The sequence below is a fragment of the Pseudomonas sp. TWR1-1-4 genome, from assembly GCF_049897165.1.
Taxonomy (GTDB): Bacteria; Pseudomonadota; Gammaproteobacteria; order Pseudomonadales; family Pseudomonadaceae; genus Aquipseudomonas; species Aquipseudomonas canadensis.
Genome location: NZ_JAFCVS010000001.1, coordinates 641,628 through 666,854, shown reverse-complemented (window position 1 = coordinate 666,854; position 25,227 = coordinate 641,628). Strand labels below are relative to the sequence as shown.

Genomic DNA, 25,227 nt, shown 5'->3' with positions numbered 1-25,227 from the left:
CACATGAGTATTCTTCACGCACGGCAGCTCGACATTGGCTACGGCACCACGCGCATCGTGCAAGGCCTGTCCTTTGCGCCGCCGACCGGGAAGGTCACCGCCTTGATCGGTCCCAATGGCTGCGGCAAGTCGACCTTGCTCAAGGCCTTCGCGCGCATCCTCAAGCCGACCCAGGGCGAGTTGACCCTGGATGGCCAGGCCTACGCCAGCCTGTCCGCCCGCGAGTTGGCGCGGCAGATCGCGTTCTTGCCGCAGGTGCTGCCGGTGCCGGAAGGTGTCAGCGTGCGTCAGTTGGTCGCCTATGGCCGCAGCCCGCATAACTCGCTGTGGGGACGCTTGAGCGGCAGTGATCAATCCCACGTGACCCAAGCCATGCAGCGCCTGGAACTGGACGTGTTGGCTGACCGCGCATTGGCCGATCTGTCCGGCGGCCAGCGCCAACGTGCTTGGCTGGCGATGGTGTTGGCGCAGAATGCGCCGGTGGTGTTGCTGGATGAACCCACCACCTACCTCGACATCAGCCATCAAGTCGAACTCATGGACTTGATGGGCGAATTGGCCGCTGAAGGCAAGACCGTGATCACGGTGTTGCACGACATCAACCAGGCCTGCCGCTACGCCGACCATTTGGTGGTGATGCACGGCGGCAAGTTGGTGGCTGATGGTGCGCCGGGGCAAGTGATCAATGCCGAGTTGATGCGGCAGGTGTTTGATGTGCAGGTGCAGATCATCAATGAGCCGGTGTCTGGCGCGCCGATGTGCGTAGTGGAAAAAAGCACCCGTTGTCACGCCTGACGCGGTTCAAATGTGGGAGCTGGCTTGCCTGCGATAGCGGTGTGTCAGTCACCCCATGCATCGACTGACACGGCCTCATCGCAGGCAAGCCAGCTCCCACATTCTTGACCTCAGTTGCCTGCAGATCTCCATACGACTTTGCTGACGTCAATTGCCTTGGGCAACAACCGATTCTGATAAAACAAATCTGCCGTGGCTTGCTGTGCCTGGATGATCTTCTCGTTAATCGGCAAAATCGGCGAAGGCGGGCGGTTGTCCATGTACCGTGCGATCACCTCAGCGGGCAGGCCCATGAATTCGGTCAACACCTTGAGGCTGTCTTCACGCTGGCTGCGGGTGAGCGCTTCGGCAGCGCTGAGCTCATCTAGCAGGTCATGTACAAACACGCCATTGGCCTTCGCATAGTCGCGCCGCGCGGTATACACCGGCCCCGACAAACCCAGGCCTTCGCCATTGGCCAGCACATGGCTGGGGCTTTGGCTCAATGCCAAGGATGAATAGGGCTCCCAGATGGCCCAGGCATCCACGCTGCCTTGTTCGAACGCCGCGCGCGCGTCGGCAGGTGGCAGGTACACCGGCTGGATATCCTTGTAGCTCAGCCCGGCCTTGTTCAGGGCGCGCAGGATCAGGTTGTGGGAACTGGAACCCTTCTGGAAGGCGACTTTCTTGCCCTTCAGGTCCGCCACTGAATGCAGCGGGCTGTCGTTGCGCACCAGGATGGTTTCGGCGCTGGGCTTGGGCGGTTCGGCGCCGATGTAGACCAGGTCCGCGCCCGCCGCCTGGGCGAACAGCGGCGGGATGTCGCCGGTCGAGCCCACGTCCAGTGCGCCTACGTTCAATGCTTCAAGCATCTGCGGGCCGGCGGGGAATTCGATCCACTTCACTTCGGTGTGCGGGAAGCGTTTTTCCAGCAGGCTATGTTCCTTGGCGAGCACCAGGGCGATGGAGCCTTTCTGGTAGCCGATGCGCAGGGTCGCGGGGTCGGCCGCCAGTACGGTTTGAGTGACGGCCAGCAGGGCCAGTAACAGCGCTGGAATCTTCATGCATCGTCCTTTTTGAAGCGGTTTTCGGGGCGCGCCAACCCGAGGTTTTCACGCAAGGTAGTGCCAGTGTATTCAGTGCGAAACAGGCCGCGCCGTTGCAGCTCCGGCACGACCCCTTGGGCGAAATCCTCCAGCCCGCCCGGCAGGTGCGGCACCAGGATGTTGAAGCCATCGGCGGCGCCGTTTTCGAACCAGCGTTGCAGCTCATCGGCGATCTGCGCGGGCGTGCCGATCAGGCTGTAATGCCCGCGACCACCCGCGATCCGTCGGCCCAGCTGGCCGAGGGTCAGTTGTTCGCGGTGGGCCAGGTCACTCAGCAATTGTTGACGGCTGCGCTGCCCGCTGTCGGTCAACGGCAATTGCGGCAACGGCCCGTCCAATGGATAGCCGGACAAGTCGAAATTACCCAGCATGCGGCCCAACAGGGCGACGCCCACTTCGGGCTCGACCAGGTCCTGGAACGCTTCGAACTTAGCCTGGGCGTCGGCCTCGGTTTGCCCGACCACCACAAACACCCCCGGCATGATTTTCAGCGAATCCGGCTCACGCCCGTATGGCTCAAGCCGTCCTTTGAGATCCGCATAAAACGCCTGTGCATTTTCCAGCGACGTTTGCGCGGTAAACACCACTTCTGCCGTTTGCGCCGCCAGTTCACGGCCGGTTTCCGATGAGCCCGCCTGCACGATCACCGGGTGACCCTGCGGCGAGCGCGCCACGTTCAGCGGGCCCTTGACGCGGAAATGTTCACCGACATGGTCCAGCACATGCTGTTTCGCCGGGTCGTAGTAGTTGCCGCTGGCCTTGTCCCGCACGAAGGCATCGTCCTCCCAGCTGTCCCACAACCCGGTCACGACGTGATGAAACTCCCTGGCGCGGCTGTAGCGCTCGGCGTGGCCGAGGTGTTCATCGCGGCCGAAATTCTGCGCTTCGGCAGCGGCGTCCGAGGTGACCAGGTTCCAGCCTGCACGGCCTCCGGACAGGTGATCCAGCGAGGCGAATTTGCGCGCCACGTGGTAGGGCTCGTTATAGGTGGTGGTCGCCGTGGCGATCAGGCCGATGTGGTCCGTCACCGCACTCAACGCCGAAAGCAGAGTCAGCGGTTCGAAGTGATCTGAACGCGCCATATGGCTGGCGATTTCACCCGTGGCTGCCGCAATGCTATCCGCCACGAACAGCGCATCGAACTTGGCCGCTTCAGCCACCCGCGCCAGGTGCTTGTACTGGGCAAAATCCAGCCCGGCATTTGCCGGCACGTCCGGGTGGCGCCAGGCGGCGACGTGGTGCCCGGTGGCCATGAGGAAGGCGCCGAGTTTCAGTTGACGGCTCATGCTTAGAAATCCTTGCGCAGTTGCACGCCGAAGTAACGTTCGTCGTCACGGGGCACGGCGCGGTAGATGTAGTTGCCGCCGCTGGCCAGCAGCGGTGAGTAGGATTTGTCGGCGAGGTTCTTCGCCAGGAATGCGACGCGCCAGCCATTGCTGTAGTCGGCCAGGGCCACGCTGGCGTTCCAGATGCCGTAGGCACCTTGTTTGGTGTCAAGGTTCTGGCTGATGTCGTACTGCACTTCGCTCTGCCAGCTGTAGTCGGTGCCCAGTTCGATGTCCAGGCCATTATCCAGCGGGATGCTGTAGTCGGCGCGCACGTAGCTTTTCCAGTCCGGGCTGAAAGGCAGCGGCTTGCCATTCACGTTGCAGGTCGCGGCGGCACCGGCCGGGCAGGCGAATTCGTCGATGCGCGCGCGGGTGTAGGCCAGGGCCCCGGACAGCTTGAGTTGCTGGGTGGCCTGCAAGGCGTAATCCAGCTCGACGCCTTCGGTGCTGACGCTGCCGGCGTTGATCAGGCGCGTCACCACTTGCCCGGCGACGGTGTCGAAAAAGTTGGCCTGGTAGTTGTCGTAATCGCTGTGGAACACCGCTAGGTTGGTGGTCAGGCGGTTGTTCCAGGCGGTGGCCTTGATCCCGGCTTCCCAGGTGTTGGAGGTTTCCGGCTTGAGCGCGTCAGTGTCACGCGGCTGCATATTGAAGAACACGTTGTAGGCCGGGCCTTTGTAGCCGCGCGAATAGGTCAGGTAGCTGGTGACGCTGTCGCTGATGTCGTACTGCACGCCCAGGCGACCGGACCAACCGTCTTCGTCCACGGAACCGGAACTGGACGTGGCCGGCTGAATCCCACTGACCGTGGTGGCCGAAGTGGAGGCACGGCGGTGATCGTATTTCAGGTCATCGTGGGTGTAGCGCAGGCCGGCGATGCCACGAAACCGCGAGGTGAAGTTCAGCGTGGTCTCGCCGAACACCGCGTAGCTGTCGTTGGTGGTGCTGTAGTCGGCGATGCCGCGGTCGGTACGCGTGGTGGTGGTGAGGGTGCGCTGATAGGTTTCTTCATCCTTGCCGTGCATGTAGAACAGGCCGCCGACATATTCCAGGAACTCACCCTTAGGTGAGGCCAGGCGCAGTTCCTGAGAGTACTGGTTGAACTCAAGCTGGCCTTTGTCGGCGGTACCAGGAAACGCGGCGGTCACCGTGCCAAGGCGGTCGCCGTCCTGGTATTGGGTGTTGTCCCAACCGCGCCAGGCGGTGATCGACGTCAGGGTGTAGTCGCCGAGGTTCCAGTCCAACTGGGCGGACAGGCCCTTGTTGGTGTCTTCCACATGGCTGCGGGTATCGGTGTTGATGTCGCGGTTGTCGCTGGAGGCTCGCACCGGGCTCAGCGCGTTGGCGAACGCCGGGGTCAGGGATTTGCTGACCACGCCGTTCGGCGCGTCGTCGTGGGACTGCATGTAGTCGGCGATCAGGGTCAGTTTCAGGTCGTCGTTGGGGGTGAATTCCAACTTGCCGCGAATGCCCTTGTGGTTGTAGCCGTTGACCTCCTGGCCATTGTGCTGGTTGTCGACATTACCGTCGTAGCTGCCGAACAGCGTACTGATCGAACCCTTGAGCACATCCGGCACCAGGCTGCCGCCGATGCCGAACCGGGTACGGCTTTCGTTGCCGCTGTAGTACGACTGGTCGATATAGCCATGAGTCTCGGCGGTGGGCGCCTTGCTGGTGATGTTCAGCACACCGGCCGAGGCGTTTTTGCCGAACAGCGTGCCTTGAGGGCCGCGCAGCACCTCGATGCGTTCCAGGTCGAGCAGGTCAAGGGTGGCCTGGCCGGGGCGGGCGTAGACCACGCCGTCGATCACCGTGGCCACCGTCGGCTCGACGCCGGGGGAGGTGGAAATGGTGCCCACGCCGCGCACGAACAGCGAGGTGTCCTTGTTGGAGGCGCCGGTGCGGAAGTTCAGCGACGGGACCTGCTGCGCGATGCTCGCCACGCCATTGCGGTTGTCGCGCTCCAGCTGTTCGCCATCGAGGACCGAGACGGCCACCGGGACTTTTTGCAGTGATTCTTCGCGGCGCGTGGCGGTGACGGTCACGGATTTGAGTGTCGGCTCCTGCGCGTCGGCCGCAAAGGCACCGGGGGCGGGCAGGGCGGTCAACCCGGCCAGTATCAGGAAAGTGCTGCGTTGGAAGGTGTGCATGCTGTGCCCGCTCGAAAAGATTGCCCTGAACCGCTGCGGTTCTTGCGACCGTCAGCGCCTGTGAAATGTCTTTGGCATTCGCTCGAGCGAGTAGCAGACAACGCGCTTTGTTAGCGCTAACATCGGCATTATTGGTAGGTCTGGTTTAGAACGTCAAATACTGAAAAATTAGTCCTATATTCTTTTTGGTTTTTAACAGGATTATCCCTTGAGCGAAGACAAACCGCGCAAACGCCGTGGCGCCGGGCGTGTCACCTTGAATACCGTGGCCCGCCAGGCCGGGGTGTCGGCGATTACCGTGTCGCGTTACTTCAACCAGCCGGAACAAGTGTCACCCGAACGCCGCGAGCGCATCGCCGAGGTGGTGGCCGAGCTGGGTTACGTGCCCAACCTGGTGGCCGGCGGGCTGGCGTCGGCGCGTGGGCGCATCGTGGCGATGGTGATCCCGAACATCTCGGGGCCGATCTTTGCCAATACCATCCAGGGCTTCAGCGACACCCTCAGCCGGCATGGCTATCAACTGTTGTTGGCGTCGAGTTACTTCAGCGCCGAGCAGGAAGAGAGTGCGGTGCGTGCGTTCCTTGGCTGGTCGCCGGCGGCGCTGGTGCTGACCAGCCGCTTCCACAGCGCGGCGACTGAAAAGATGATCGCCGACGCGGATATTCCGGTGGTAGAAACCTGGGACTACGTGCCCGAGCGCGCGCCCTTGCAGATCGGGTTTTCCCACTACGAAGTGGGCGTCACCGCTGCGCGTTATCTGCATGGGCAGGGTTATCGGCGCATTGCTTTCGTGCAGAACAGCGCAGCCGGTGACTTCAGCGCAATGGAACGGGGTGAGGGCTTCGCCGCGACCTTGATCGCGTTGGGTGTGCAGCCCTGGGTCTTCGCTCCCGACGCGGATCGCGCGCCTTTCGACGCCGGCAAACAGGCGATGGAAGCGCTGATGAGTCACGCGACGCCGCCTGATGCGATATTTTTCGCCAATGACAACCTGGCGGCCGGTGGTCTGCTGGCTGGGCAGCGGGCCGGGCTGAAGATCCCCGAGAAGTGCGCGGTGCTCGGTTTCGGCGATTACCCGTTCGCCGAAATGCTGTTGCCGAGCCTGAGTACGATCAAGCCGCCCGCATTGGAAATAGGTGTGTTGGCCGCTACCCGCGTCCTTGAAAGTTTGGGTGTGCTGCCTGTAGAAGATGAAGTAACGCGTTTGAATTTATTGGAATGCCGTTTGATTGCGCGTGAAAGCGCCTAAGTGGCTAATTGCAACTAGTGGGATGATGGCTATTAGCTGCTAAGGCTCTGGCGCAAGGTTCTTGGCGATCATGTTTATTTTATTCCCCTGTTTCAGGAACTAGGTCTATAACTTCCAGTCGATAACCCCGGCTTACTTTTCCCTGGGTTATGGCTAACTAATGGCATGTTTCCGTAGTTTCAAATAGCCATACTTTCTCGTAACACTAGATACCTGAACATTATGTCGTCAGCGCCTATCGATGCCTGCCAGATGCAGATCCCGCACACCGAGCAGGTGTGTGCGTGGCTGATGCAGCATGCCGGGCTGAAAACCGTGGACCTGGAGCGCGCCCGACGCCTGTCCACGGACGATCTGTTGAGTCTGCTGACGCGTCTGGGCCTGGTCTCCGAAGTTGAATTGGCCCGTGCCTGGGCGGCGTTGCTCGACGCGCCGCTGTTGCTGGCCGACGCCGCGCCGCCGCTGCTCGATCCCTTGCCTGCACTGACCGAACGCTTCATGCGTCACTACCAAGTGGTGCCCATGGGCTGGCACCAGAACGGCCTGCGGGTGCTGGCCGCCAATCCGGCACAACGGTATCCGTTCCAGGCCCTGGCCTATGCGTGCCAGGTGCCGGTGTGGCTGGCGATCGGCCCGCGCAATGAAGTCGACACGTTGATCGAGCGATACTACGGCCAAGGCCGCTCGGCCATGGGCACCCTGATCGAGAACCTCGATGAGCAGGGCGGCGCCCAGGAAGATATCGAACACCTCAAGGACATGGCCTCCGAAGCGCCGGTGATCCGGCTGGTGAACTTGATTCTGCAACGCGCCGTGGAGCAGCGCGCCTCGGATATTCATATCGAACCCTTCGAGAACCAACTCAAGGTGCGCTATCGCATCGACGGCGTACTGCACGATGCCGAAGCGCCGCCGGTCAGTTCGTCGGCAGCGGTGATCTCGCGGGTGAAGATCATGGCGCGGCTGGACATCGCCGAACGTCGGCTACCCCAGGACGGGCGCATCATGCTGCGCATCCAGGGCAAGGAGCTCGACCTGCGGGTGTCCACGGTGCCCACCAGTTTCGGCGAGTCGGTGGTGCTGCGCCTGCTGGACCGGCAAACCGTGCAGTTCGACTTCCCGAGCCTGGGGTTCGACGGCCAGCGCCTGACCGCTTTCCTCGACCTGCTCGAGCGGCCTCACGGCATCCTGCTGGTCACCGGGCCCACCGGTTCCGGCAAGACCACCACGCTCTACACCGCCCTGTCGCGGCTCAACACCGCCGAGCGCAAGATCATCACCGTGGAAGACCCGGTGGAGTACCAGCTCGAAGGCATCAACCAGATCCAGGTCAAGCCCGCCATCGGCCTGGACTTCGCCGGGGCACTGCGTTCCATCGTGCGCCAGGACCCGGACGTGATCATGATCGGCGAGATCCGCGACCTGGAAACCTGCCGCATCGCCATTCAATCGTCGCTGACCGGGCACCTCGTCCTTTCCACCCTGCACACCAACAGCGCCGCGGCAAGTATCACGCGGCTGCTGGACATGGGCGTGGAAAGCTACCTGATCGCCTCGACCGTCAGCGGCATTCTCGCCCAGCGCCTGGTGCGGCGCTTGGACCCGGCCAGCCGCGTGGCCTTTGAAGCGCCGCCGGAACTGATCGCAGAACATGGCCTGGATCGCCTGACCGAGCAACGTCCGATCCTGCTCTATCGCGGGGACTATCACGGTCGCAGTGCGCTCACTGAGCTGCTGGTGATGAACGATGAGCTGCGCAGCCTGCTGATGCGTCACGCCGATGCCGCCACGCTGGAACAGGCCGCACGCCGCGCCGGTTTGCGCACCCTGTATGAAGAAGGGCTGCGCCAGGCTTTGGCCGGTATTACCTCGTTGGAAGAAGTGCTGCGCGTCACCCGTGGGGACAGCGCGTGAGCCTGTTCAAGTTCCGCGCCTTGGACAACCAGGGCATGCCGCAGAACGGTACGCTGGAAGCCACGGATCAAGTTGCCGCCGTCGCCGCCTTGCACAAGCGCGGCCTGTTGCTGTTGCAGATTGAAGCAGCCGGCAGACCCCTGCTGCGCAACCCACGTGGGCAGTTGAAGGGCACGGCGTTGGTGAGTTTTACCCAGCAGTTGGCGACGCTGTTGGGGGCCGGCCAGCCTCTGGAACGCTCGTTGACCCTGTTGCTCAAGCAACCCGGCCCCGCTCAGGTGCGTGCGCTGATCGAGCGCATCCGCGATCACGTCAAGGCCGGCAAACCACTGTCCGCCGCGTTGGAACACGAGGGCGACAGCTTCTCACCGTTGTACCTGAGCATGGTGCGTGCCGGTGAGGCCGGTGGCGCGCTGGAAAGTACCCTGCGTCAGCTCAGCGATTACCTGGAACGCAGCGAGCGGCTGCGCGGCGAGGTGATCAATGCGCTGATCTATCCGGCCTTTCTGGTGGTGGGCGTGCTGGGTTCCCTGGCGTTGTTGCTGGCGTATGTGGTGCCGCAGTTCGTGCCGATCTTCCAGGACCTGGGCGTGCCGATTCCGTTGATTACCGAGGTGATTCTGGCCTTGGGTGAGTTCCTGGGCAGCTATGGCCTGGTGGTGTTGGCCGGGCTGATCGTCAGCGGTGGCTGCTGGGCCGTACGCCTGCGCAATCCGGCATTTCGAGAACAATACGATCGACGCCTGCTCGGCATTCGCGTGATCGGCCCGTTGTTGCAACGGGTCGAAGCGGCACGCCTGACGCGCACCCTCGGCACGCTGCTCAACAATGGCGTGGCGTTGCTGCAAGCCTTGGTGATTGCGCGGCACGTCTGCACCAACCGCGCGGTGCGGGCTCAAGTGGGCCATGCGACGGAATCGGTAAAAGGCGGCGGTACTCTCGCCAGCGCGTTCGGCAGCCAGCCGCTGTTGCCCGAGCTGGCCCTGCAAATGATTGACGTCGGTGAACAGGCCGGCGAACTCGACAGCATGTTGCTCAAGGTCGCCGACATCTTCGACGTCGAAGCCAAGCGCGGCATCGACCGCCTGCTTGCCGCACTGGTGCCGTCCCTGACCGTGGTCATGGCGGTGCTGGTGGCGGTGATCATGTTGGCGATCATGCTGCCGCTGATGAGCCTGACCAGCAATATATGAAGGAGCTTGACTCATGAGAAAACCACGCCGCCAAAGCGGTTTCACCCTGTTGGAGATGCTCGCGGTGATCGTGTTGCTGGGTATTGTTGCCACCATCGTCGTGCGCCAGGTCGGCGGCAATGTCGACAAGGGCAAGTACGGCGCGGGCAAGGCGCAGCTGGCCAGCCTGAGCATGAAGATCGACAGCTACGCCCTCGACGTCGGCGCGCCGCCCACCAGCCTGCAACAGTTGGTGGACAGGCCCGGCGGTTATGCCAAGCCTTCTGACCTCAAGGACCCGTTCGGGCATGCCTTCGGCTATCGTTTTCCCGGCGAGCACGGGGCCTTCGACCTGATCTTTTACGGTCAGGATGGCCAGCCGGGCGGCGAAGGTTATAGCGCCGACCTGGGCAATTGGGAGTAACGCGGCCATGGTCCAGCGCGGCTTTACCCTGCTGGAGATGCTGGTGGTGATCCTGTTGATCAGCCTCGCCGCCAGCTTGCTGGGGCTGGGCGTGCGCCAGGGCCTGCAGGCGGCAAAAGAGCGCCGCGCGGTGGGGCAGGTGGTGGAAGCGCTGCGCACCACGCGGGCGGGGGCGATAGTCAGCGGGCAGGCGGCACGGACTTCATTCGATATGCAAGACCGTACGTTCCAGGCGCCGGGACGTGCGCTGCAACGGTGGCCGTCCGAGCTGCAAGTGACACTGCACACCGCCGAGCAGGTGGGCCCCTCCGTCGAGTTCTATCCCGACGGTAGCTCCACGGGCGGCAATCTTCTATTGGCGAATGGCACCCGGCGTTGGCGCATCGATATCGGCTGGCTCACCGGCAGCGTGCAATCCAAGGCGCTGCCATGAAGCACCAGGCCGGGTTCACGCTGCTGGAAATGCTCGCCGCGCTGACGCTGATGGCGGTGTGCAGCACGGTGCTGCTGGTTGCGTTCGGCCAGAGCGCGCGCTCGTTATCCCAGGTGGCCCACAGTGATCGGCTTACCCAGGCGGCGCTGACGATTTTCGATCAGGAGGCAGCGGGACGATTGATTAACGGCGTCAGCCAAGGCGAGCTCGACGGTATTCACTGGCAACTGATCAGCACCCGGCAACAGACGCATGTGTTTCGCCTCGACCTGACGCTTAGCGAAGGCCCGCACCAGGCTCGTTTCAGCACCTTGAAGGCGCGCCTGTGAAGCGCCGCGAGCAGGGCTTTACCTTGCTGGAAATCCTCGTAGTGCTCAGTTTGTTGGGCGTTTTGCTGGTGCTGGTTGGGGGCGCATTGCTGGGTGCCAATCGTGCCGTGTCCAAGGCCCAGGCGTATACCGTGAGCCTGGATGAAGTGCGCGCCGCTCAACAGTTTTTACGCACGGCGATCAGCGAGGCGTTGCCGCTGGCGGTGGGCGAGGGCGATGGTTTTTTTGTTGGCACGGCGCAGCGGCTGGAGTTTGTCTCGACCTTGCCCGGTGTGCTCGGTGGTGGGATCCACCGGTTCAGCCTGCAACGGGTCGAACAGGATTTGCAGGTCGGCTTTTCTCAGCGTGAACCGCAGGTGCTGCTGAGAAACATCGAAGGGTTGCAGTTCAGCTATCGCGGCGTGTCACCGCTGGGTCAACCCACCGGCTGGGTCAGTGAATGGCCATGGCCCAAACGCCTGCCTGCGGCCGTGCGCATCGCCGCCAGCGTCGACGGCCCGGTGACCTGGGTCACCCAGGTGATTGCTTTGCGCTTGAACCTGTCCAGCGGGAGCGTGGAAGAGTGAGGCGCCAACGCGGTGCGGCCCTGCTGTTGGTGCTGTGGGTGCTTGCCTTGCTCAGCGTGTTGCTCGGCGGCCTGGCCGGCTGGGTGCAGTTGGAAAGCCGACAGGCCCTGTGGCTGCGCCAGCACACACAAACCGTGCTGGCCGCCGAAGCCGGTATCGCCCTGGTCATGGCTGACCGGCGCTGGGTGGCCGATGGCCGCGAGATTCCTTTGGTGTTTGATGACGCCCAGTTGCACGTCAGCCTGCGCAGCGAGCGCGGCAAGCTTTACCTGATCAACGCCGAGGCACAGGATTTCACGCGCCTGGCCCTGGCCTGCGGCGCCACCCCAGCCCAGGCGACGCAACTGTCCAAGGCCCTCGACGCGCGCCGCCGACAAGGCCTGGCGCCGTTCCGGGTGCTGGAAGAAGTGCGCCAACTGCCTGGCATGACCCAACCCCTCTACAGCCAATTGCTGCCCGAGATCACCCTGTGGAGCGACCTGGACCGCCCCGATCCCGCCTTCGCCAGCCCGCTGATGCGCAAGGCGCTGAACCTGCCGCGCCAGAACGCCGAAGGTGCCGATCCGGGCGAAGTGCTGGTCGTCGACAGCCGCGCCGAGCGCCCTGGCGGTTATCAGGCGCGGCTGCAAGTCACTGTTTTATTGAGCCCATCGGAGGACAGCGCACAACCCTACCGGGTGCTGCGTTGGCAAGAATGAATCGACTGGAACCCATTGCCCGACACTGGCGCGGCAGCCTGTTGCAACAGGGTTGGCGCTTGTGGCTCGCGGAGTTGCGCGCTTGTGTGCCGAGTTGGTTGGCACGGCCAGAACCGCCGGAGCAGATCCACCACTGGCCGTTAGCGGCGCCAGCCACGTCGGACAGCGCGCGCCAGGTGCTGATGCTTGGCGCGGATGCCGTGCTGCTGCAGCGCGTGCAACTGCCTTTGGCCGCCGGACGCAACCTCAACGCGGTGGTCGGTTATGAGCTGGACCGCTACACCCCGTTCGAGGCTGACCAACTCTACTTCGTCGCGCGTCAGGAACGGCGTACGTCCACCCACCTTGAGGTCACGCTGGTGGCGATCCTGCGCGAACGCCTGGACCAGATTCTCAGCGACTGCACCGCCCTAGGCCTGCATCCCCATCGCGTGGATGCGGCCAACCTCGGCATCGACCTGCTGCCCCCGCCGCTGCGCCCGCGCCAACGCCCGCCGGGCATGGGTTTGCAACGCAGCCTGCCGTGGTTGTGCGGGGCCTTGCTGATCGCAGCGATGCTGCTGTGGCTCAACGACCGCCAACGCGTCATCGACGCCATGCACGCCAGTGTGCAGCAACAGAAAGCCGAGGTCGCCGAGGTGCATGCCCTGCGCCAGCAACTGCTCAATACCCGGGGCGCGGCGCAGTACCTTACCCGACGCAAACTGGCGCAGCCGCCCCTCGCCGCGCTGCTCAACGACCTGACCACCTGCCTGCCCGCCGACACTTGGCTGGATCAATTGGACGTGAAGGACGGCGAGATTTCCTTCTCCGGTCAAAGCGCCAAGGCCAGCGCACTGATTACCCGCATCAAAGGCTGCCGCAGCCTGGAAAACGCCCAGTTCGAAGGGGTGATCCAACCCGATGCCCGCACCGGCAAGGACCAGTTTGCCTTGCGTGCCCACCTACGCCAGGAGGCCGCCGATGCGCCGATCCCTCACACCCCGTGAACGCTGTGGCGCTGCCTTGCTGGTGTTGGCGTTGGTACTCGGCACGGCCTACTGGCTGCTGATCGACAGCTGGTTCGCCGGCCCCCTGCGCGACATGGGCGAACAGGCCGAACAGTTGCGCGAGCAACAGCAGCGCTATGCCGGCGTGTTGCGTCAACGTGATGCGCTGCGCCAACAGCTTGAGCAAGCCCGCCAGGACCCGGCCAGCAGCACCAGCCTGTTGCCGGGGGATGACCCAGACGTGGTGGCCGCCGACCTGATGCAGCGTCTTGCCGACCTGATCAACAGCCACGCCAACCTCGGCGGCGGTTGCAGTCTGACCCAGCGCAAGCCCATCACGCCGGAGCAGGACGACGGCGAGCCGTATCGCCAGGTCAAGGTCAGCCTGACCCTCGATTGCGCCATCGAACCGCTGGAAGCGCTGCTGCATGAGCTGGAGTACCAGCCGCCGTTCCTGTTTGTGGATGAACTGCGCATCCGCCGTAGCCAACAGGCGCCGGCCAGTGGCGGTGCGGGCAAGCTGGTGGTGCACCTGCTGGTACGCGGTTACCTGCAACCGGCGCGGGTGACGCCATGATCAGCAGATTACGCCCCGTGGAGTGGGGCCTGCTCGGCTTGTCGTGTTTGCTGGGCCTGTTGATGGCGGTGATCCTGAGCAGCATCGGTGATGAACCGCAATGGCTGCCTGAAGCGCCCGCGCACGCCCATCCCACCGCCCAGGTACAGGTCGCGCCGAGCGTCCCGCTGGAAAACCTGGCCGCCACTTGGCAAGCACCGCTGTTCAGCCCCGACCGCAGTCCGGATCGCGTCGTGGGCAAAGCCCAGGTCACCAGCCTGGCCAACCTGACCCTCAGCGGCATCATGATCACCGGCAACCTGCAAATGGCCATGCTTAAGCAAACCGACGGCCGCGCCCTGACCGTCCGCCTCGGTCAGGCCCTGCCCAACGGCTGGCGCCTGGACCACCTCAGCCCGCAATACGCCCGATTCAGCCTGGATGGCCGCACGCAAACCTTGAGCCTCTACGCCAAGCGCCTGCCGCCGCCGTCCAACCGGCCCCCCATCACTTTGCCCCGCGAGCCCCTCCCTTGATCGACATGCGCACCTCAACGTTTTGCCTGGCGACCGCTTTTGTCCTGAGCGGTTGTGGATCCTTTCCCGACCGTCTGGATGCGGACGACGATCTGCTGCACGAAGCGATGCAAGGCACCGGCTCGCAACGCTTGCCGACCGAGCAAGCCGCGCCGGAAAGTCCACCGCCTGCGGTTAAACCACCAACGCAGCGCCAACTGATCCGTGGCAACCAGCAGTTCGTGCGCGGGCCGGCAGCACAGCCGGTGGCGAAAGAGGAGGGCGGCGATATCGTCTTCAACTTCGCCGACCAGCCCATCGAAGCCGTGATCAACAGCGTGATGGGCGACCTGCTGCATGAAAACTACAGCATCGCCCAAGGCGTGAAGGGCAATGTGAGCTTTTCCACTTCCAAGCCGGTGGACAAACAACAGGCGCTGTCGATCCTCGAAACCCTGCTGTCCTGGACCGACAACGCCATGATCAAACAGGGTGATCGCTACGTGATCCTGCCCGCCAGCCAGGCGGTGGCGGGCAAGCTGGTGCCGCAGATGAGCGTGGCGCAACCGTCCAGCGGCCTGTCGGCGCGGTTGTTCCCACTGCGCTATATCGCCGCCACCGAGATGCAGAAATTGCTCAAGCCGTTCGCGCGTGAGAATGCATTTTTACTGGTCGATCCAGCCCGCAACGTGTTGAGCCTGGCCGGCACTCCGGATGAGTTGGCCAATTACCAGGACACCATCGACACGTTTGACGTGGACTGGCTCAAGGGCATGTCGGTGGGCGTGTTTGGCCTGCAACGGGCTTCCGTGGCCGAATTGATGCCCCAGTTGCAAAGCCTGTTCGGCCCTGACAGCGGCATGCCCCTGGCCGGTATGCTGCGCTTCCTGCCGATTGAACGGACCAACTCGGTGGTGGCGATTTCTTCCCAGCCGCAGTACCTCAGCGAAGTGGGCGACTGGATCCGCACCATCGACGAGGGCGGCGGCAACGAGCCGCAGATGTACGTCTACGACGTGCGCAACATGAAGGCCGCCGACCTGGCCAAGTACCTTCGGCAGATCTACGGCACCGGCGCGATCAAGGACGACACACCGGCGAAGGTCGCGCCTGGCCTGCGCACCACGACCCTGTCGTCACTCAATACCGGCGGCTTGCAGAACAATCCGCCTGCTGGCGAAGCGCCGGAACCGGACGAGAAGGACGTCGCGCCCACCAGCGCGCTCGAAGCCGGCACCCGCATTACCGCGCAAAAGAGCAGCAACCAACTGCTGGTGCGCACCCGGCCCGCGCAATGGAAAGAGATCGAAGCGGCGATCAAGCGGCTCGATAACCCGCCGCTGCAAGTACAGATCGAGACGCGCATCCTAGAGGTCAAGCTCACCGGTGAACTGGACTTGGGCGTGCAGTGGTACCTGGGGCGGCTGGCGGGTAATTCCTCCAGCACCACCGTCGCCAATGCTTCCGGCAGCCAGGGCGCGCTCGGCGGTGGTGGGGCGGGTTTGGGGGCGACGGATTCGTTGTTCTACTCGTTTGTCAGTTCGAATCTGCAGGTGGCGTTGCATGCGCTGGAAACCAATGGCCGCACCCAGGTGCTGTCGGCGCCGTCGCTGGTGGTGATGAACAACCAGCCGGCGCAGATTCAGGTGGGGGACAACATTCCGATCAACCAGACGACGGTGAATACGGGGGATGCGGATACCACGTTGAGCAGTGTCGAGTATGTGCAGACGGGGGTGATTCTGGATGTGGTGCCGCGGATCAATCCGGGTGGGTTGGTGTACATGGATATTCAGCAGCAGGTCAGTGATGCCGAGAGTCAGAGTGCGAACAGCGACACGCCGGTGAATCCGCGTATTTCGACGCGTTCGGTGTCGACGCAGGTGGCGGTGCAGAGTGGGCAGACGGTGTTGCTGGGGGGGTTGATCAAGCAGGACAACGGGGAGAGTGTGAGTGCGGTGCCGTATCTGGGTAGGGTGCCGGGGTTGCGGTGGTTGTTTGGGAGTACTAGCAAGTCGAAGGATCGGACGGAGTTGATTGTGTTGATTACGCCTAAGGTGATTACCAGTAGTGGGCAGGCGCGGCAGGTGACGGATGATTATCGGCAGCAGATGCAGTTGTTGCGGCCTGGGGGGAGGTAGGTCGTTTGGTGTACATATCCGTTATTTAGGTAACGGCCGCCTATGGTTCCGCTCTTACAGCGGGTCACTTTTGGAAGGACCCAAAAGTAACCAAAAGGTCCTCGCCCCAACACTCGGCACCTCGCCTAGGCTCGGTGTGCCCTCACTCCGGCTTGAATCCGTGGGCCGCCGCGATGGGCCATCCTTGGCCCAGCGCGGCTAACCCGGCGTCCTGCCGGGTTACCCACGGATTCAAGCCTGCGTTCGGCCAGCGTGTTTGACGGGGCGCCTAAGATCAAGATCAAGAGCGACTCGCTTCGCATCGTGGATACGCTTTTCGTTTTCTGTAGGAGCCGGCTTGCCGGCGAAAAACGTGAGACCGCCGCGTTTTGTCTGGTTCCCCCACGTCATCGTTGAAGACCATCGCCGGCAAGAACTAGGCGTCCCCCCGGCTCCTACAGGACCGCGTTTGCTTTTGCTCTACACCACTCAAGCCGGCTGTCAGGCCGCTGTGCTCTTGCTTTTGATGTTGATCTTAGGCGCCCCGTCAAACACGCTGGCCGGAATTCGACAGGGATTTGGGGGGTAAACCGGCAGGGATGCCGGTTTAGCCGCCCCGCGCCATGGATGGCGCGTGGCGGCGGCCCCCCAAATCACTGTCGGATTACGGGCACACCGAGCCTAGGCGAGGTGCCGAGTGTTGGGGCAAGAGCCCTTTTGGTTACTTTTGGCTGGGCCGGCATTCCGGGCTCTTTTCCAAAAGTGACCCGCTGTAAGAGCGGAACCATAAGCAGCCGTTACCGCAACAACGGATATGTACTCATGCCCAGTTTCAAAAAAACATTACCAATACGAATAAAATATCTAATAAATAATGAAATCTAAGAATATTAGCTTATGCCCAAATAGCATTATATTTTTAAAATCCATTCCGTTATGTTTGAACTCAACAGCCTACCCCTGACCTCGGATGGTACCAATCTAGATTCGGATTCTGCGCTGCCACCCCGCAGCAGAATCGTTGGAAGGGAGTTCAACGTATGTTGCCAATTCAAACCTCGCCCCACACCTAGCCCCAAATCGCCCTGACACCCCAGAAAAAACCCGAGCACCGCGCCCACCCGCGTGACTGCCCGACTTCGCGATTTGGAAACGCAGGAATGCATATGAAGCGAGCCCTACAACCCACCGCCGCACTGGCCCTGGCCATCCTGGCCAACACCGCCCAAGCCCAGGACGACAGCACCCTGTCCACCGTAGTGGTCACCGGCAACCGCGGCGCCGAGCAGCGCACCGTCACCAGCAGTCCGGTGCCGATCGATGTAGTCAGCGCCAAGCAATTACAGAACACCGGCAAGCCCGGCCTCATGGAAGCCCTGAGCGCCGTGATCCCGTCCCTGACCCTGCCGGAAAAAACCGGTTGGGACGCCAGCGGCATCGCCCGCGCCCCCAACCTGCGTGGCCTGAGCGCCGCCGAAGTGCTGGTGCTGGTCAACGGCAAGCGCCGTCATACCGCTGCCACCCTCAACATCAACGGCATCAACACCGGCGCAGCCCCGGCCGACCTTGACCTGATCCCTATCAGTGCCATCGATCACGTGGAAGTCCTGCGCGACGGCGCCGCCGCCCAATACGGTTCCGACGCCATTGCCGGGGTGATCAACGTGATCCTCAAGGCCGACACCAGCGGCACCTCGGTGACCAACGTCGGCCAGGGTTATGACGGCAAGAAACAGACCGTGCAGCAAAGCCTCAACAAGGGTTTCGAGATCGGCAACGGCGGCATTGTCCAACTGGCCCTGGACGCCCGCAGCCAGAATGACGACAACAAGGCCAGCGCCAACGGCTACAGCTACGCGCAAGCCTACGAGCAAGCCGGGCGGTCGACTTATGGTGGCTACGGCACACCCAAGACCAACCTGCTGACCCTGGGCTACAACGCCGAACTGCCGATCGATGACAGCTTCAGCCTGTACTCCTTTACCACCTATTCTCGCCGCAAGGCCGAGCAGGGCCAGAACTTTCGCCTGCCGACCATCACCAACACCATCACCACCGGGCCGAACGGTTATCCCGCTGGCTACACGCCGACCTGGTTCATTGATGAAGACGATTTCCAGGCGGCATTCGGCGGTAAAGGCACCATTGGCGAGTGGGACTGGGACCTGTCCACCACCTACGGGCGTAACGACGCGGAGCAGGGCACCACCCATAACCAGAACCCGTCGTTGGGCGAGGCCACGCCGAATCACTTCACCTCCGGCACCTGGATTTCCACCGAGCTGACCACCAACCTCGACTTCAAGCGCGGCTTCGATATCGGCCTGCAAAAACCCTTGGACCTGAGCGTCGGCTTCGAACATCGGCGCGACACCTATGAGGTGCAGGCCGGCGATTATGAGTCCTATGCCAATGGCGGCTACTGCGTGGCGCCGGGCAACTGTGCGTCGTCGGGCGCGCAGGTCACCAACGGCATTTCGCCGGATGAAGAAAGCAGCGCGTCGCGCAACAGCTTGGCCAGTTATGTCGATGTGGGCTTCAACCCGGTGCCCGACTGGTACGTTGGCACGGCGTTCCGCTACGAACACTACAACCAGGGCGTCGGCGCCACCCGCAGCGGCAAGCTGACCACCCGTTATGATTTCACCCCGCAGTTCGCCGTGCGCGCCACTGTCAGCAACGGCTTCCGCGCGCCGTCCCTCGCCAACAGCCTGTTCAGTGCGCGCTCCACCACGTATGGCGTGGTTGACGGCGTGTACCAGTCGATCAACTACGGCGTGTTGCCGGTGGGCTCAGCTGCCGCCCAGGCCCTCGGCGCCCAGGAGTTGAAGCCGGAGCGCTCAACCAACTTCAGCCTCGGTTTCACCCTCACGCCCACTGATCGCCTGAGCTTCACCGCCGATGCCTATGTGATCAACCTGCGCGATCGCATCACGCTCACCGGCACCTTGCTCGGCCCCGAGATCACCCAGGTATTGCAGAACAACGGCATCAACTCCACCTCCGGCGGCCAGTACTTCATCAACGGCGCCGACACCCGCACCAAAGGCCTGGACCTGGTCAGCAACTACAGCCAGGACCTCGGCCAGTACGGCGCGGTGAACTGGACCGCCGCGTTCAACTGGAACCAGACGCGGATCCTCAACTACAAGGAGTCCACCAATATCCTGGGCACGTCCTACGAGTTGATGAACCGCGAGGCGCGCAACCTGATCACCGGCGTGCAGCCCAGCACCAAGCTGATCCTCGGCGGCGACTGGAGCATCGATCGCTTCAACCTCAACCTGGCCCTGACTCGCTACGGTTCCTACAAAGAAGTGAACGCGTCGGCCAATCGCGACCTGGACCGTATCTACAGTGCCAAGTGGATCACCGATCTCGACCTTGGCTACAACCTCACCAAAGACCTGAATATCGCTGTTGGCGCCAAGAACCTGTTCGATATCTACCCCAAGAAACAAGGGGTGCCGAGCAGCACCATGGTCAGCAGTTACGGCGTCTATTCGCCCTACGGTTTTACCGGCGGGTACTACTACACCCGCTTGACCTATGCCTTCTGAGGCCGAGGAACACACCATGCCCATCGTCGCCAAATCCTATGACCTGATTGACTCGCCCAGCCCGGTGCGCCAGGCCCGTGTCTCCACGCCGATCAAGGCCCTGCAAGTGGTGCCCGCACGGCATCCCTGGCGCTGGGCCGGGTCGATCTTCGCGGCGCTGGTGCTGCTGGCCATCGTGCATTCCCTGGCCACCAACCCGCGCTGGGAGTGGGGTGTGTTCGGCCAGTGGTTTTTCTCGCCGTCGGTGCTGCGTGGGCTGGGGCAGACGCTGTTGCTGACGCTGTTGAGCACGGTGTTCAGCATCATTCTCGGCACGGCGCTGGCGTTGGCGCGACTGTCAGGCTCGCCGCTGCTGGCGGCGTTGGCCTGGGGCTATATCTGGTTCTTCCGCTCGATGCCGGCGTTGCTGGTGCTGATCATCCTGTACAACTTTGCCTACCTGTATGACCACATCGTGCTCGGCGTGCCGTTCACCTCGGTGGTGTTCGCCGAGTGGTCCACCGTGGACGTGCTCAGCCAGTTCACCGTGGCCGTATTGGGCTTGAGCCTGATGCAGGCGGCGTACGCGGCGGAGATCATTCGCGGCGGGCTGATCGGTGTGGACGCCGGCCAGCATGAAGCCGCTGCGGCGTTGGGTTTGCCGGCTTCGCGGCGGATCTTCCGGATCATCCTGCCGCAGGCGCTGCGTTCGATCCTGCCGTCGGGTTTCAATGAAATCATCGGCCTGGTCAAGGGTACCTCGATTGTCTATGTGCTGGCCTTGCCTGAGCTGTTCTACACCGTGCAGGTCATCTACAACCGCACCCAGGCGGTGATCCCGCTGCTGATCGTGGCGACGGTCTGGTACTTGATCATCACCACTGTGCTGACCAGCGCGCAGTACTACGTCGAGCGCCATTTCGCCCGTGGCACCGCACGGGTGCTGCCGCCCACGCCGTTGCAACGCCTACGCGGTTGGTTGAAGGAGAAAACCCATGGCTGAAGCACGCGCCGGGCGCATTCAGATCCAGGGCGTGGGCAAGCGCTTTGGCAACCAACAGGTGTTGCAAGACATCGACCTGACCATCGATCCGGGCAAGGTCACGGTGATCCTCGGGCCATCCGGCTCGGGCAAGTCCACCTTGCTGCGCACCATCAACCACCTGGAAAAGATCGACAGCGGGCATATCACCATCGACGGTGAATACGTCGGCTATCGCCGCAAGGGTGACCTGCTCTACGAGCTCAAAGAGCGCGAAATTCTCAAGCGCCGCATCGACGTGGGCTTTGTGTTCCAGAACTTCAACCTGTTCCCGCACCTCACCGCCTGGGAGAACGTCGCTGAGGCGCCCCTGGCCCACAAGCGCTGGAACAAGGCCGAGGCCCCAACCAAGGCGGCCGAGCTGCTGGCCAAGGTGGGTCTGGCGGATAAGGTCGATGCCTACCCGCGCCAGCTCTCCGGCGGCCAGCAACAGCGTGTCGCCATCGCCCGCGCCTTGGCGCTGGACCCCAAAGTGCTGCTGTTCGATGAACCCACCTCGGCGCTCGACCCGGAGCTGGTGGGCGAAGTGCTCGATGTGATCAAGGGCCTGACCCAACTGGGCGTGACCCTGGTGATCGTCACCCACGAAATCGGCTTTGCCCGTGAAGTGGCCGATCACGTGGTGTTCCTCTGCGACGGCCAGTTGATCGAAGAAGGGCCGCCCGAGCAGATTTTCCGCCAACCCCGACATCCCCGCACCGTGGCTTTTCTCGGCAAGGTGCTTTAGTTCAAGGAGTGACTGCCCATGATTATCTCTACCGCCCGTATCGCCCTGTTGACGCTGGCCGTCAGCACCGCACAAAGCGCGTTCGCCGTGCAACAGGTCGACCTCAGCCCCGACCGTGCGCGCATTCATGTACCGCGTAACGAAGCGGCCATCGCGCAGATCCCGCCGGGCTTCAAGTTCGCCCAGCCGGGCAAGTTCACCGTGGCCGTGTCCGGTGTGGCCGGGCCGCCTCTGGCGCTGCTGGCCAGCGATGACAAAACCACCATCGGCAGCGAGGCCGACACTGCGCAACTGGTCGCCGACAGCCTGGGCCTACAACTCAACGTGGTGCAGACCAGCTGGGAAGACTGGCCCCTGGGCGTCAGCTCGGGCAAGTACGACGCGGTGATCAGTAACGTCACGGTGACCGAGGCGCGCAAGAAGCGTTTCGACTTCGCGACTTATCGCCAGGACGTGCTCGGGTTCTATGTGAAGAGCACCAGCAAGATCAGCGCGATCAAGCAGGCCGAAGACATTGCCGGGCTGAAGATCATTGTTGGCTCCGGCACCAACCAGGAAAAAGTCCTGTTGGCCTGGAACGACGCTAATGAAAAAGCCGGCCTCAAGCCGGCGCTGTTGCAGTACTTCGACGACCAGGCCGCCGCGCAACTGGCGGTGCAATCCGGGCGCAGCGATGCGCTGTTCGGGCCTAACTCGGTGTACGCCTATTCGGCGGCAATCACCGGAGGTATCAAGCTTGTCGGCACGGTCAATGGTGGCTGGCCTTTAAAAGCCGACATCGCGGTGACCACGCGCAAGGACAACGGCCTGGTCAAGCCGATCCACACCGCCCTGGAAGGCGCGATTGCCGGCGGCCAATACGAACAGGTGCTGCAGCGCTGGGGCCTGGATATCGAGCGCGTCGACCAGTCGTTGATCAACCCACCGGGCCTGCCGGATTAAGGAGCATCGAACATGGGACTGACACGACGTGAAGCGCTGTCGAGCATTGCTGCGGTAGGCGGCGAAAAGGCAGTCAAGGAGGCACTGGCGGCATTGGGCCTGGGGCCGTCGTCACACCGTCGCCCGCGACCGCTGAAACTCAAGGAAGGCCTGGGGCAGGGCACCCGCGTGCTGGTGTTGGGCGCCGGGATCGCGGGGCTGGTGACGGCACTGGAGTTGAGCCGCGCCGGGTTCGAGGTGCAAGTGCTGGAGGCGCGTGACCGCGTGGGCGGCCGCACCTGGACGATCCGCAACGGCGATCGCGTGGATTACAAGGACGGCCGCACGCAAACCGCAACGTTCGAACAAGGGCACTACTTCAACGCCGGGCCGGCGCGGATTCCCAGCCAGCATCGCACCATTCTCGACTATTGCAGCGAGTTGGGCGTGCCGCTGGAGGTGCTGGTCAACAGCAGCCATGGCGCCCAGGTGCGGCCGGATGTGAGCAAGCCGGCATTCACGGTGGGCCAGGCCATCAACGATGCACGGGGGCATGTGTCCGGCTTGCTGGCCAAGGCGGTGCAGCGTGATGCCCTCGATGATGTATTGAGCGGTGAGGAACGCAGGCGATTGCTGGCGTTCCTGCAGGTGTATGGCGACCTGTCACAGGCGCTGGCCTTCGAGGGCACGATCCGTTCGGGGCACCTGGAATCACCTGCGCACCCCGGCGCCTTGCCCGCCAGTCGTAGCCCGTTATCACTCGATCAACTGCTGCATCCGGAGCTGTGGGGCGCGTTGCTGCACACGGAGTTCCCGGAGTTCTCCGCCACCATGTTCCAGCCGGTGGGCGGTATGGACCGCATCACGGATGCCTTCTACAAGCGCGTCCGGGGCCAGGTGCAACTGGGCGCCCAGGTGCGGCAGATCCGCCAATTGGAAGACGGTGTAGCCGTTACTTATCACGACAAGCTCAGCGGTCGCGAACAAGTGGTACGTGCCGATTACCTGATCTCGACCCTGCCGTTGCCGCTGCTGGCCAAGCTCGACACTGACTTCAGCGACCCGATCAAGGCCGCCTTGCTCAGCACCCGCAGCGACCAGGCAACCAAAGTGGCGTGGCAGTCGCCGCGATTCTGGGAAACCGACTACCGCACCTACGGGGGCCTGTCGTGGATCGAACACCCGGCGCGCCTGCTGTGGTACCCGAGCAATGACCTCAACACCCGCGAAGGCTTGCTGGTGGCGGGCTATGTGACCGGGGAGGGCGCCGACGTATTTGGTGCGCAACCGTTCGACCAGCAGTACGCCACCTCGAAAGAAGCTGTGGAGCTGCTGCACCCCGGCTATTCCAAACACCTGCGCAATCCGCTGGCGGTGTCCTGGGAACAGATCCCCTACAGCGAAGGCCCGTGGCTGCAACGCGAACACTTCCCGGCCGACGCCAGCGCCTTGCTCGAAGCCGGCTACGGCCGTGTGTACTTTGCCGGTGATGGGTTGGTGCAAAGCGGCGTGGGCATCTGGCAGGAATCGGCGGCCAATTCGGCGCGCCATGTGGTCGGGCTGCTGGCGGAACGGGTTACCCAACAACGGCACAGCGCGGCACTTGCCGCTTCATAAGGAGAGTCATCTTGAGCAACAGCATTCAACGTACCAGCGTCGGCGATTTCCCAATCTCGCAGACGGTCACCGTACCGGCTTCCGCCAGCCTGATTTTTGTCAGCGGCACCTTGCCTGATCTGCACGACGCAAACGCCCCGGCGGGCACGCCGGCCGCCTATGGCTCTACCGAAGTGCAGACGGTGTCGGTGTTCAACAAGCTGCGCAAGATCTTGCGCCAGCAAGACCTGGACCTGGGCGACATCGTGCAGTTGCGGGTGTTTCTGGTAGGAGCCGAAGAGACAGGCGGCAAGCTGGATTTCGCCGGCTTGCAGGCGGGCTACACACAGTTCTTTGGCACGCCTGAGCAACCGAATAAACCGGCGCGCACGGCGTTGCAGGTGGTGGCATTGCCGTTGCCCGGCGCGTTGGTCGAAGTGGAGGCGATCGCGGCAAGAGCGGTGTGAGACTCATCGACTTTTTGCAATCACACTGCTCATGTACTGGTTCAAATCGCGGAAGTCGTTAACCCTCCAAGCGAACGGTGCCAGCTTCACGCCGTTCTCTCGCAAGGTTCTTGGGATCAAGTCGCCATTGGGACGAAGGATGATCGACGAGACAATAACGCCTGGATAATCATTCAGGCGTTTTTTGAACGCGGCGGTGGTCAGGTCGGGGGTGGGGGGATTGCTCTTGTTGGCCAAGGGACCTGTGCCTTTGATATCGGCGCCGTGACACATCGCACACCGCTGGGAAAAGAGAGTTTTCCCGTTGAGGTTATCCGCGAAGGACAGTGAGGGTTGGGTGAGCGATAACAGGCCGAGCCAAGCGATAAGTACCCGTTTCATATCCATATGACCTTGTGGCTTGAATCAGATTGGGATCGAGGGAAGAACCTGATGCCAGCGCGTTGAGTTTGAAAGGTCGCCATTCTCCTTGTTTTCTCATGATCGTGTCCAAAGCCGCTTCAACGGCCCGCGACAGCGCTGTTGTTTGTTATGCCTGTTTCGGAGGTTTTTGCTGGGTTTAGATCAGTAATTTTAATAATTAGCATAGATCTACAAAGCCTTTCACAAGCC

Annotated in this window: 23 protein-coding genes; 19 read left to right on the top strand and 4 right to left on the bottom strand. The window is 62.7% G+C overall.

Going from position 1 to position 25,227, the window contains the following annotated elements; translation table 11 throughout:
* Positions 1–3 precede the first annotated feature (3 nt).
* A complete protein-coding gene (gene fecE, locus ACP7C6_RS03105) occupies positions 4–795 on the top strand; it encodes a Fe(3+) dicitrate ABC transporter ATP-binding protein FecE (RefSeq protein WP_068937164.1) in 792 nt (263 codons plus the stop codon).
* A 110-nt stretch (positions 796–905) separates the two neighbouring features.
* On the opposite strand, the gene ACP7C6_RS03100 is transcribed toward fecE, so the two are convergent.
* The 3 genes from ACP7C6_RS03100 to ACP7C6_RS03090 are packed head-to-tail and all read right to left on the bottom strand — an operon-like array spanning position 906 to position 5,358.
* A complete protein-coding gene (locus tag ACP7C6_RS03100; RefSeq protein ID WP_353632360.1) occupies positions 906–1,838 on the bottom strand; it encodes a sulfonate ABC transporter substrate-binding protein in 933 nt (310 codons plus the stop codon).
* Positions 1,835–3,166, bottom strand: a complete 1,332-nt coding sequence (locus tag ACP7C6_RS03095) for an LLM class flavin-dependent oxidoreductase (RefSeq protein ID WP_236318784.1) — start codon at positions 3,164–3,166, stop codon at positions 1,835–1,837. Before ACP7C6_RS03095 ends, ACP7C6_RS03100 begins: the two co-directional genes overlap by 4 nt.
* Positions 3,167–3,168: 2 nt before the next feature.
* Positions 3,169–5,358, bottom strand: coding sequence for a TonB-dependent receptor (locus ACP7C6_RS03090; protein ID WP_426108251.1), 2,190 nt, complete (start codon positions 5,356–5,358; stop codon positions 3,169–3,171).
* 208 nt (positions 5,359–5,566) lie between these two features.
* Between ACP7C6_RS03090 and ACP7C6_RS03085 the strand changes: the two genes are divergently transcribed.
* From ACP7C6_RS03085 to ACP7C6_RS03000, 18 genes are all read left to right on the top strand, one after another.
* Positions 5,567–6,607, top strand: coding sequence for a LacI family DNA-binding transcriptional regulator (locus ACP7C6_RS03085; protein WP_028617076.1), 1,041 nt, complete (start codon positions 5,567–5,569; stop codon positions 6,605–6,607).
* Between the two features lie 252 nt (positions 6,608–6,859).
* Complete coding sequence (gene gspE / locus ACP7C6_RS03080; RefSeq protein ID WP_376713307.1) at positions 6,860–8,521, top strand: type II secretion system ATPase GspE; 1,662 nt, start codon at positions 6,860–6,862, stop codon at positions 8,519–8,521.
* Positions 8,518–9,714: a type II secretion system inner membrane protein GspF gene (gene gspF / locus ACP7C6_RS03075; RefSeq protein WP_426108250.1), complete on the top strand. Its 1,197-nt coding sequence runs from the start codon at positions 8,518–8,520 to the stop codon at positions 9,712–9,714. Before gspE ends, gspF begins: the two co-directional genes overlap by 4 nt.
* A gap of 13 nt (positions 9,715–9,727) precedes the next feature.
* A complete protein-coding gene (locus ACP7C6_RS03070) occupies positions 9,728–10,117 on the top strand; it encodes a type II secretion system protein GspG (protein WP_016978124.1) in 390 nt (129 codons plus the stop codon).
* A 7-nt stretch (positions 10,118–10,124) separates the two neighbouring features.
* On the top strand, positions 10,125–10,550 hold the full coding sequence (locus ACP7C6_RS03065; RefSeq protein ID WP_068937169.1) for a GspH/FimT family pseudopilin: 426 nt from the start codon (positions 10,125–10,127) through the stop codon (positions 10,548–10,550).
* The gene (locus tag ACP7C6_RS03060) at positions 10,547–10,879 is read left to right on the top strand and encodes a type II secretion system protein (RefSeq protein ID WP_028617071.1); all 333 of its coding nucleotides are present in this window, start codon (positions 10,547–10,549) and stop codon (positions 10,877–10,879) included. The genes ACP7C6_RS03065 and ACP7C6_RS03060 overlap by 4 nt, the downstream gene beginning before the upstream one ends.
* Positions 10,876–11,445, top strand: coding sequence for a prepilin-type N-terminal cleavage/methylation domain-containing protein (locus tag ACP7C6_RS03055; protein ID WP_068937171.1), 570 nt, complete (start codon positions 10,876–10,878; stop codon positions 11,443–11,445). Before ACP7C6_RS03060 ends, ACP7C6_RS03055 begins: the two co-directional genes overlap by 4 nt.
* Entirely contained in the window at positions 11,442–12,143 is a 702-nt protein-coding gene (locus tag ACP7C6_RS03050) for a general secretion pathway protein GspK (RefSeq protein WP_068937172.1), read from the top strand. Before ACP7C6_RS03055 ends, ACP7C6_RS03050 begins: the two co-directional genes overlap by 4 nt.
* On the top strand, positions 12,140–13,132 hold the full coding sequence (locus ACP7C6_RS03045; protein WP_308907745.1) for a PilN domain-containing protein: 993 nt from the start codon (positions 12,140–12,142) through the stop codon (positions 13,130–13,132). The genes ACP7C6_RS03050 and ACP7C6_RS03045 overlap by 4 nt, the downstream gene beginning before the upstream one ends.
* Positions 13,107–13,709, top strand: coding sequence for a type II secretion system protein GspM (gene gspM, locus ACP7C6_RS03040; RefSeq protein WP_311893120.1), 603 nt, complete (start codon positions 13,107–13,109; stop codon positions 13,707–13,709). The genes ACP7C6_RS03045 and gspM overlap by 26 nt, the downstream gene beginning before the upstream one ends.
* Positions 13,706–14,224, top strand: a complete 519-nt coding sequence (locus tag ACP7C6_RS03035; RefSeq protein ID WP_068937174.1) for a general secretion pathway protein GspN — start codon at positions 13,706–13,708, stop codon at positions 14,222–14,224. The genes gspM and ACP7C6_RS03035 overlap by 4 nt, the downstream gene beginning before the upstream one ends.
* A 5-nt stretch (positions 14,225–14,229) precedes the next feature.
* Positions 14,230–16,344: a type II secretion system secretin GspD gene (gene gspD / locus ACP7C6_RS03030; protein WP_426108249.1), complete on the top strand. Its 2,115-nt coding sequence runs from the start codon at positions 14,230–14,232 to the stop codon at positions 16,342–16,344.
* A 1,145-nt stretch (positions 16,345–17,489) separates the two neighbouring features.
* Positions 17,490–19,883, top strand: coding sequence for a TonB-dependent receptor plug domain-containing protein (locus tag ACP7C6_RS03025; protein ID WP_426108248.1), 2,394 nt, complete (start codon positions 17,490–17,492; stop codon positions 19,881–19,883).
* A 16-nt stretch (positions 19,884–19,899) separates the two neighbouring features.
* A complete protein-coding gene (locus ACP7C6_RS03020; RefSeq protein ID WP_028617063.1) occupies positions 19,900–20,865 on the top strand; it encodes an amino acid ABC transporter permease in 966 nt (321 codons plus the stop codon).
* Positions 20,858–21,631, top strand: coding sequence for an amino acid ABC transporter ATP-binding protein (locus ACP7C6_RS03015; protein WP_016978457.1), 774 nt, complete (start codon positions 20,858–20,860; stop codon positions 21,629–21,631). Before ACP7C6_RS03020 ends, ACP7C6_RS03015 begins: the two co-directional genes overlap by 8 nt.
* Before the next feature lie 18 nt (positions 21,632–21,649).
* Entirely contained in the window at positions 21,650–22,573 is a 924-nt protein-coding gene (locus tag ACP7C6_RS03010; RefSeq protein WP_028617062.1) for an ABC transporter substrate-binding protein, read from the top strand.
* 12 nt (positions 22,574–22,585) lie between these two features.
* A complete protein-coding gene (locus ACP7C6_RS03005) occupies positions 22,586–24,169 on the top strand; it encodes an NAD(P)/FAD-dependent oxidoreductase (RefSeq protein ID WP_426108247.1) in 1,584 nt (527 codons plus the stop codon).
* An 11-nt stretch (positions 24,170–24,180) separates the two neighbouring features.
* Entirely contained in the window at positions 24,181–24,615 is a 435-nt protein-coding gene (locus ACP7C6_RS03000; RefSeq protein ID WP_028617060.1) for a RidA family protein, read from the top strand.
* A 3-nt stretch (positions 24,616–24,618) separates the two neighbouring features.
* On the opposite strand, the gene ACP7C6_RS02995 is transcribed toward ACP7C6_RS03000, so the two are convergent.
* On the bottom strand, positions 24,619–24,996 hold the full coding sequence (locus tag ACP7C6_RS02995) for a c-type cytochrome (RefSeq protein ID WP_028617059.1): 378 nt from the start codon (positions 24,994–24,996) through the stop codon (positions 24,619–24,621).
* Positions 24,997–25,227: the final 231 nt, after the last annotated feature.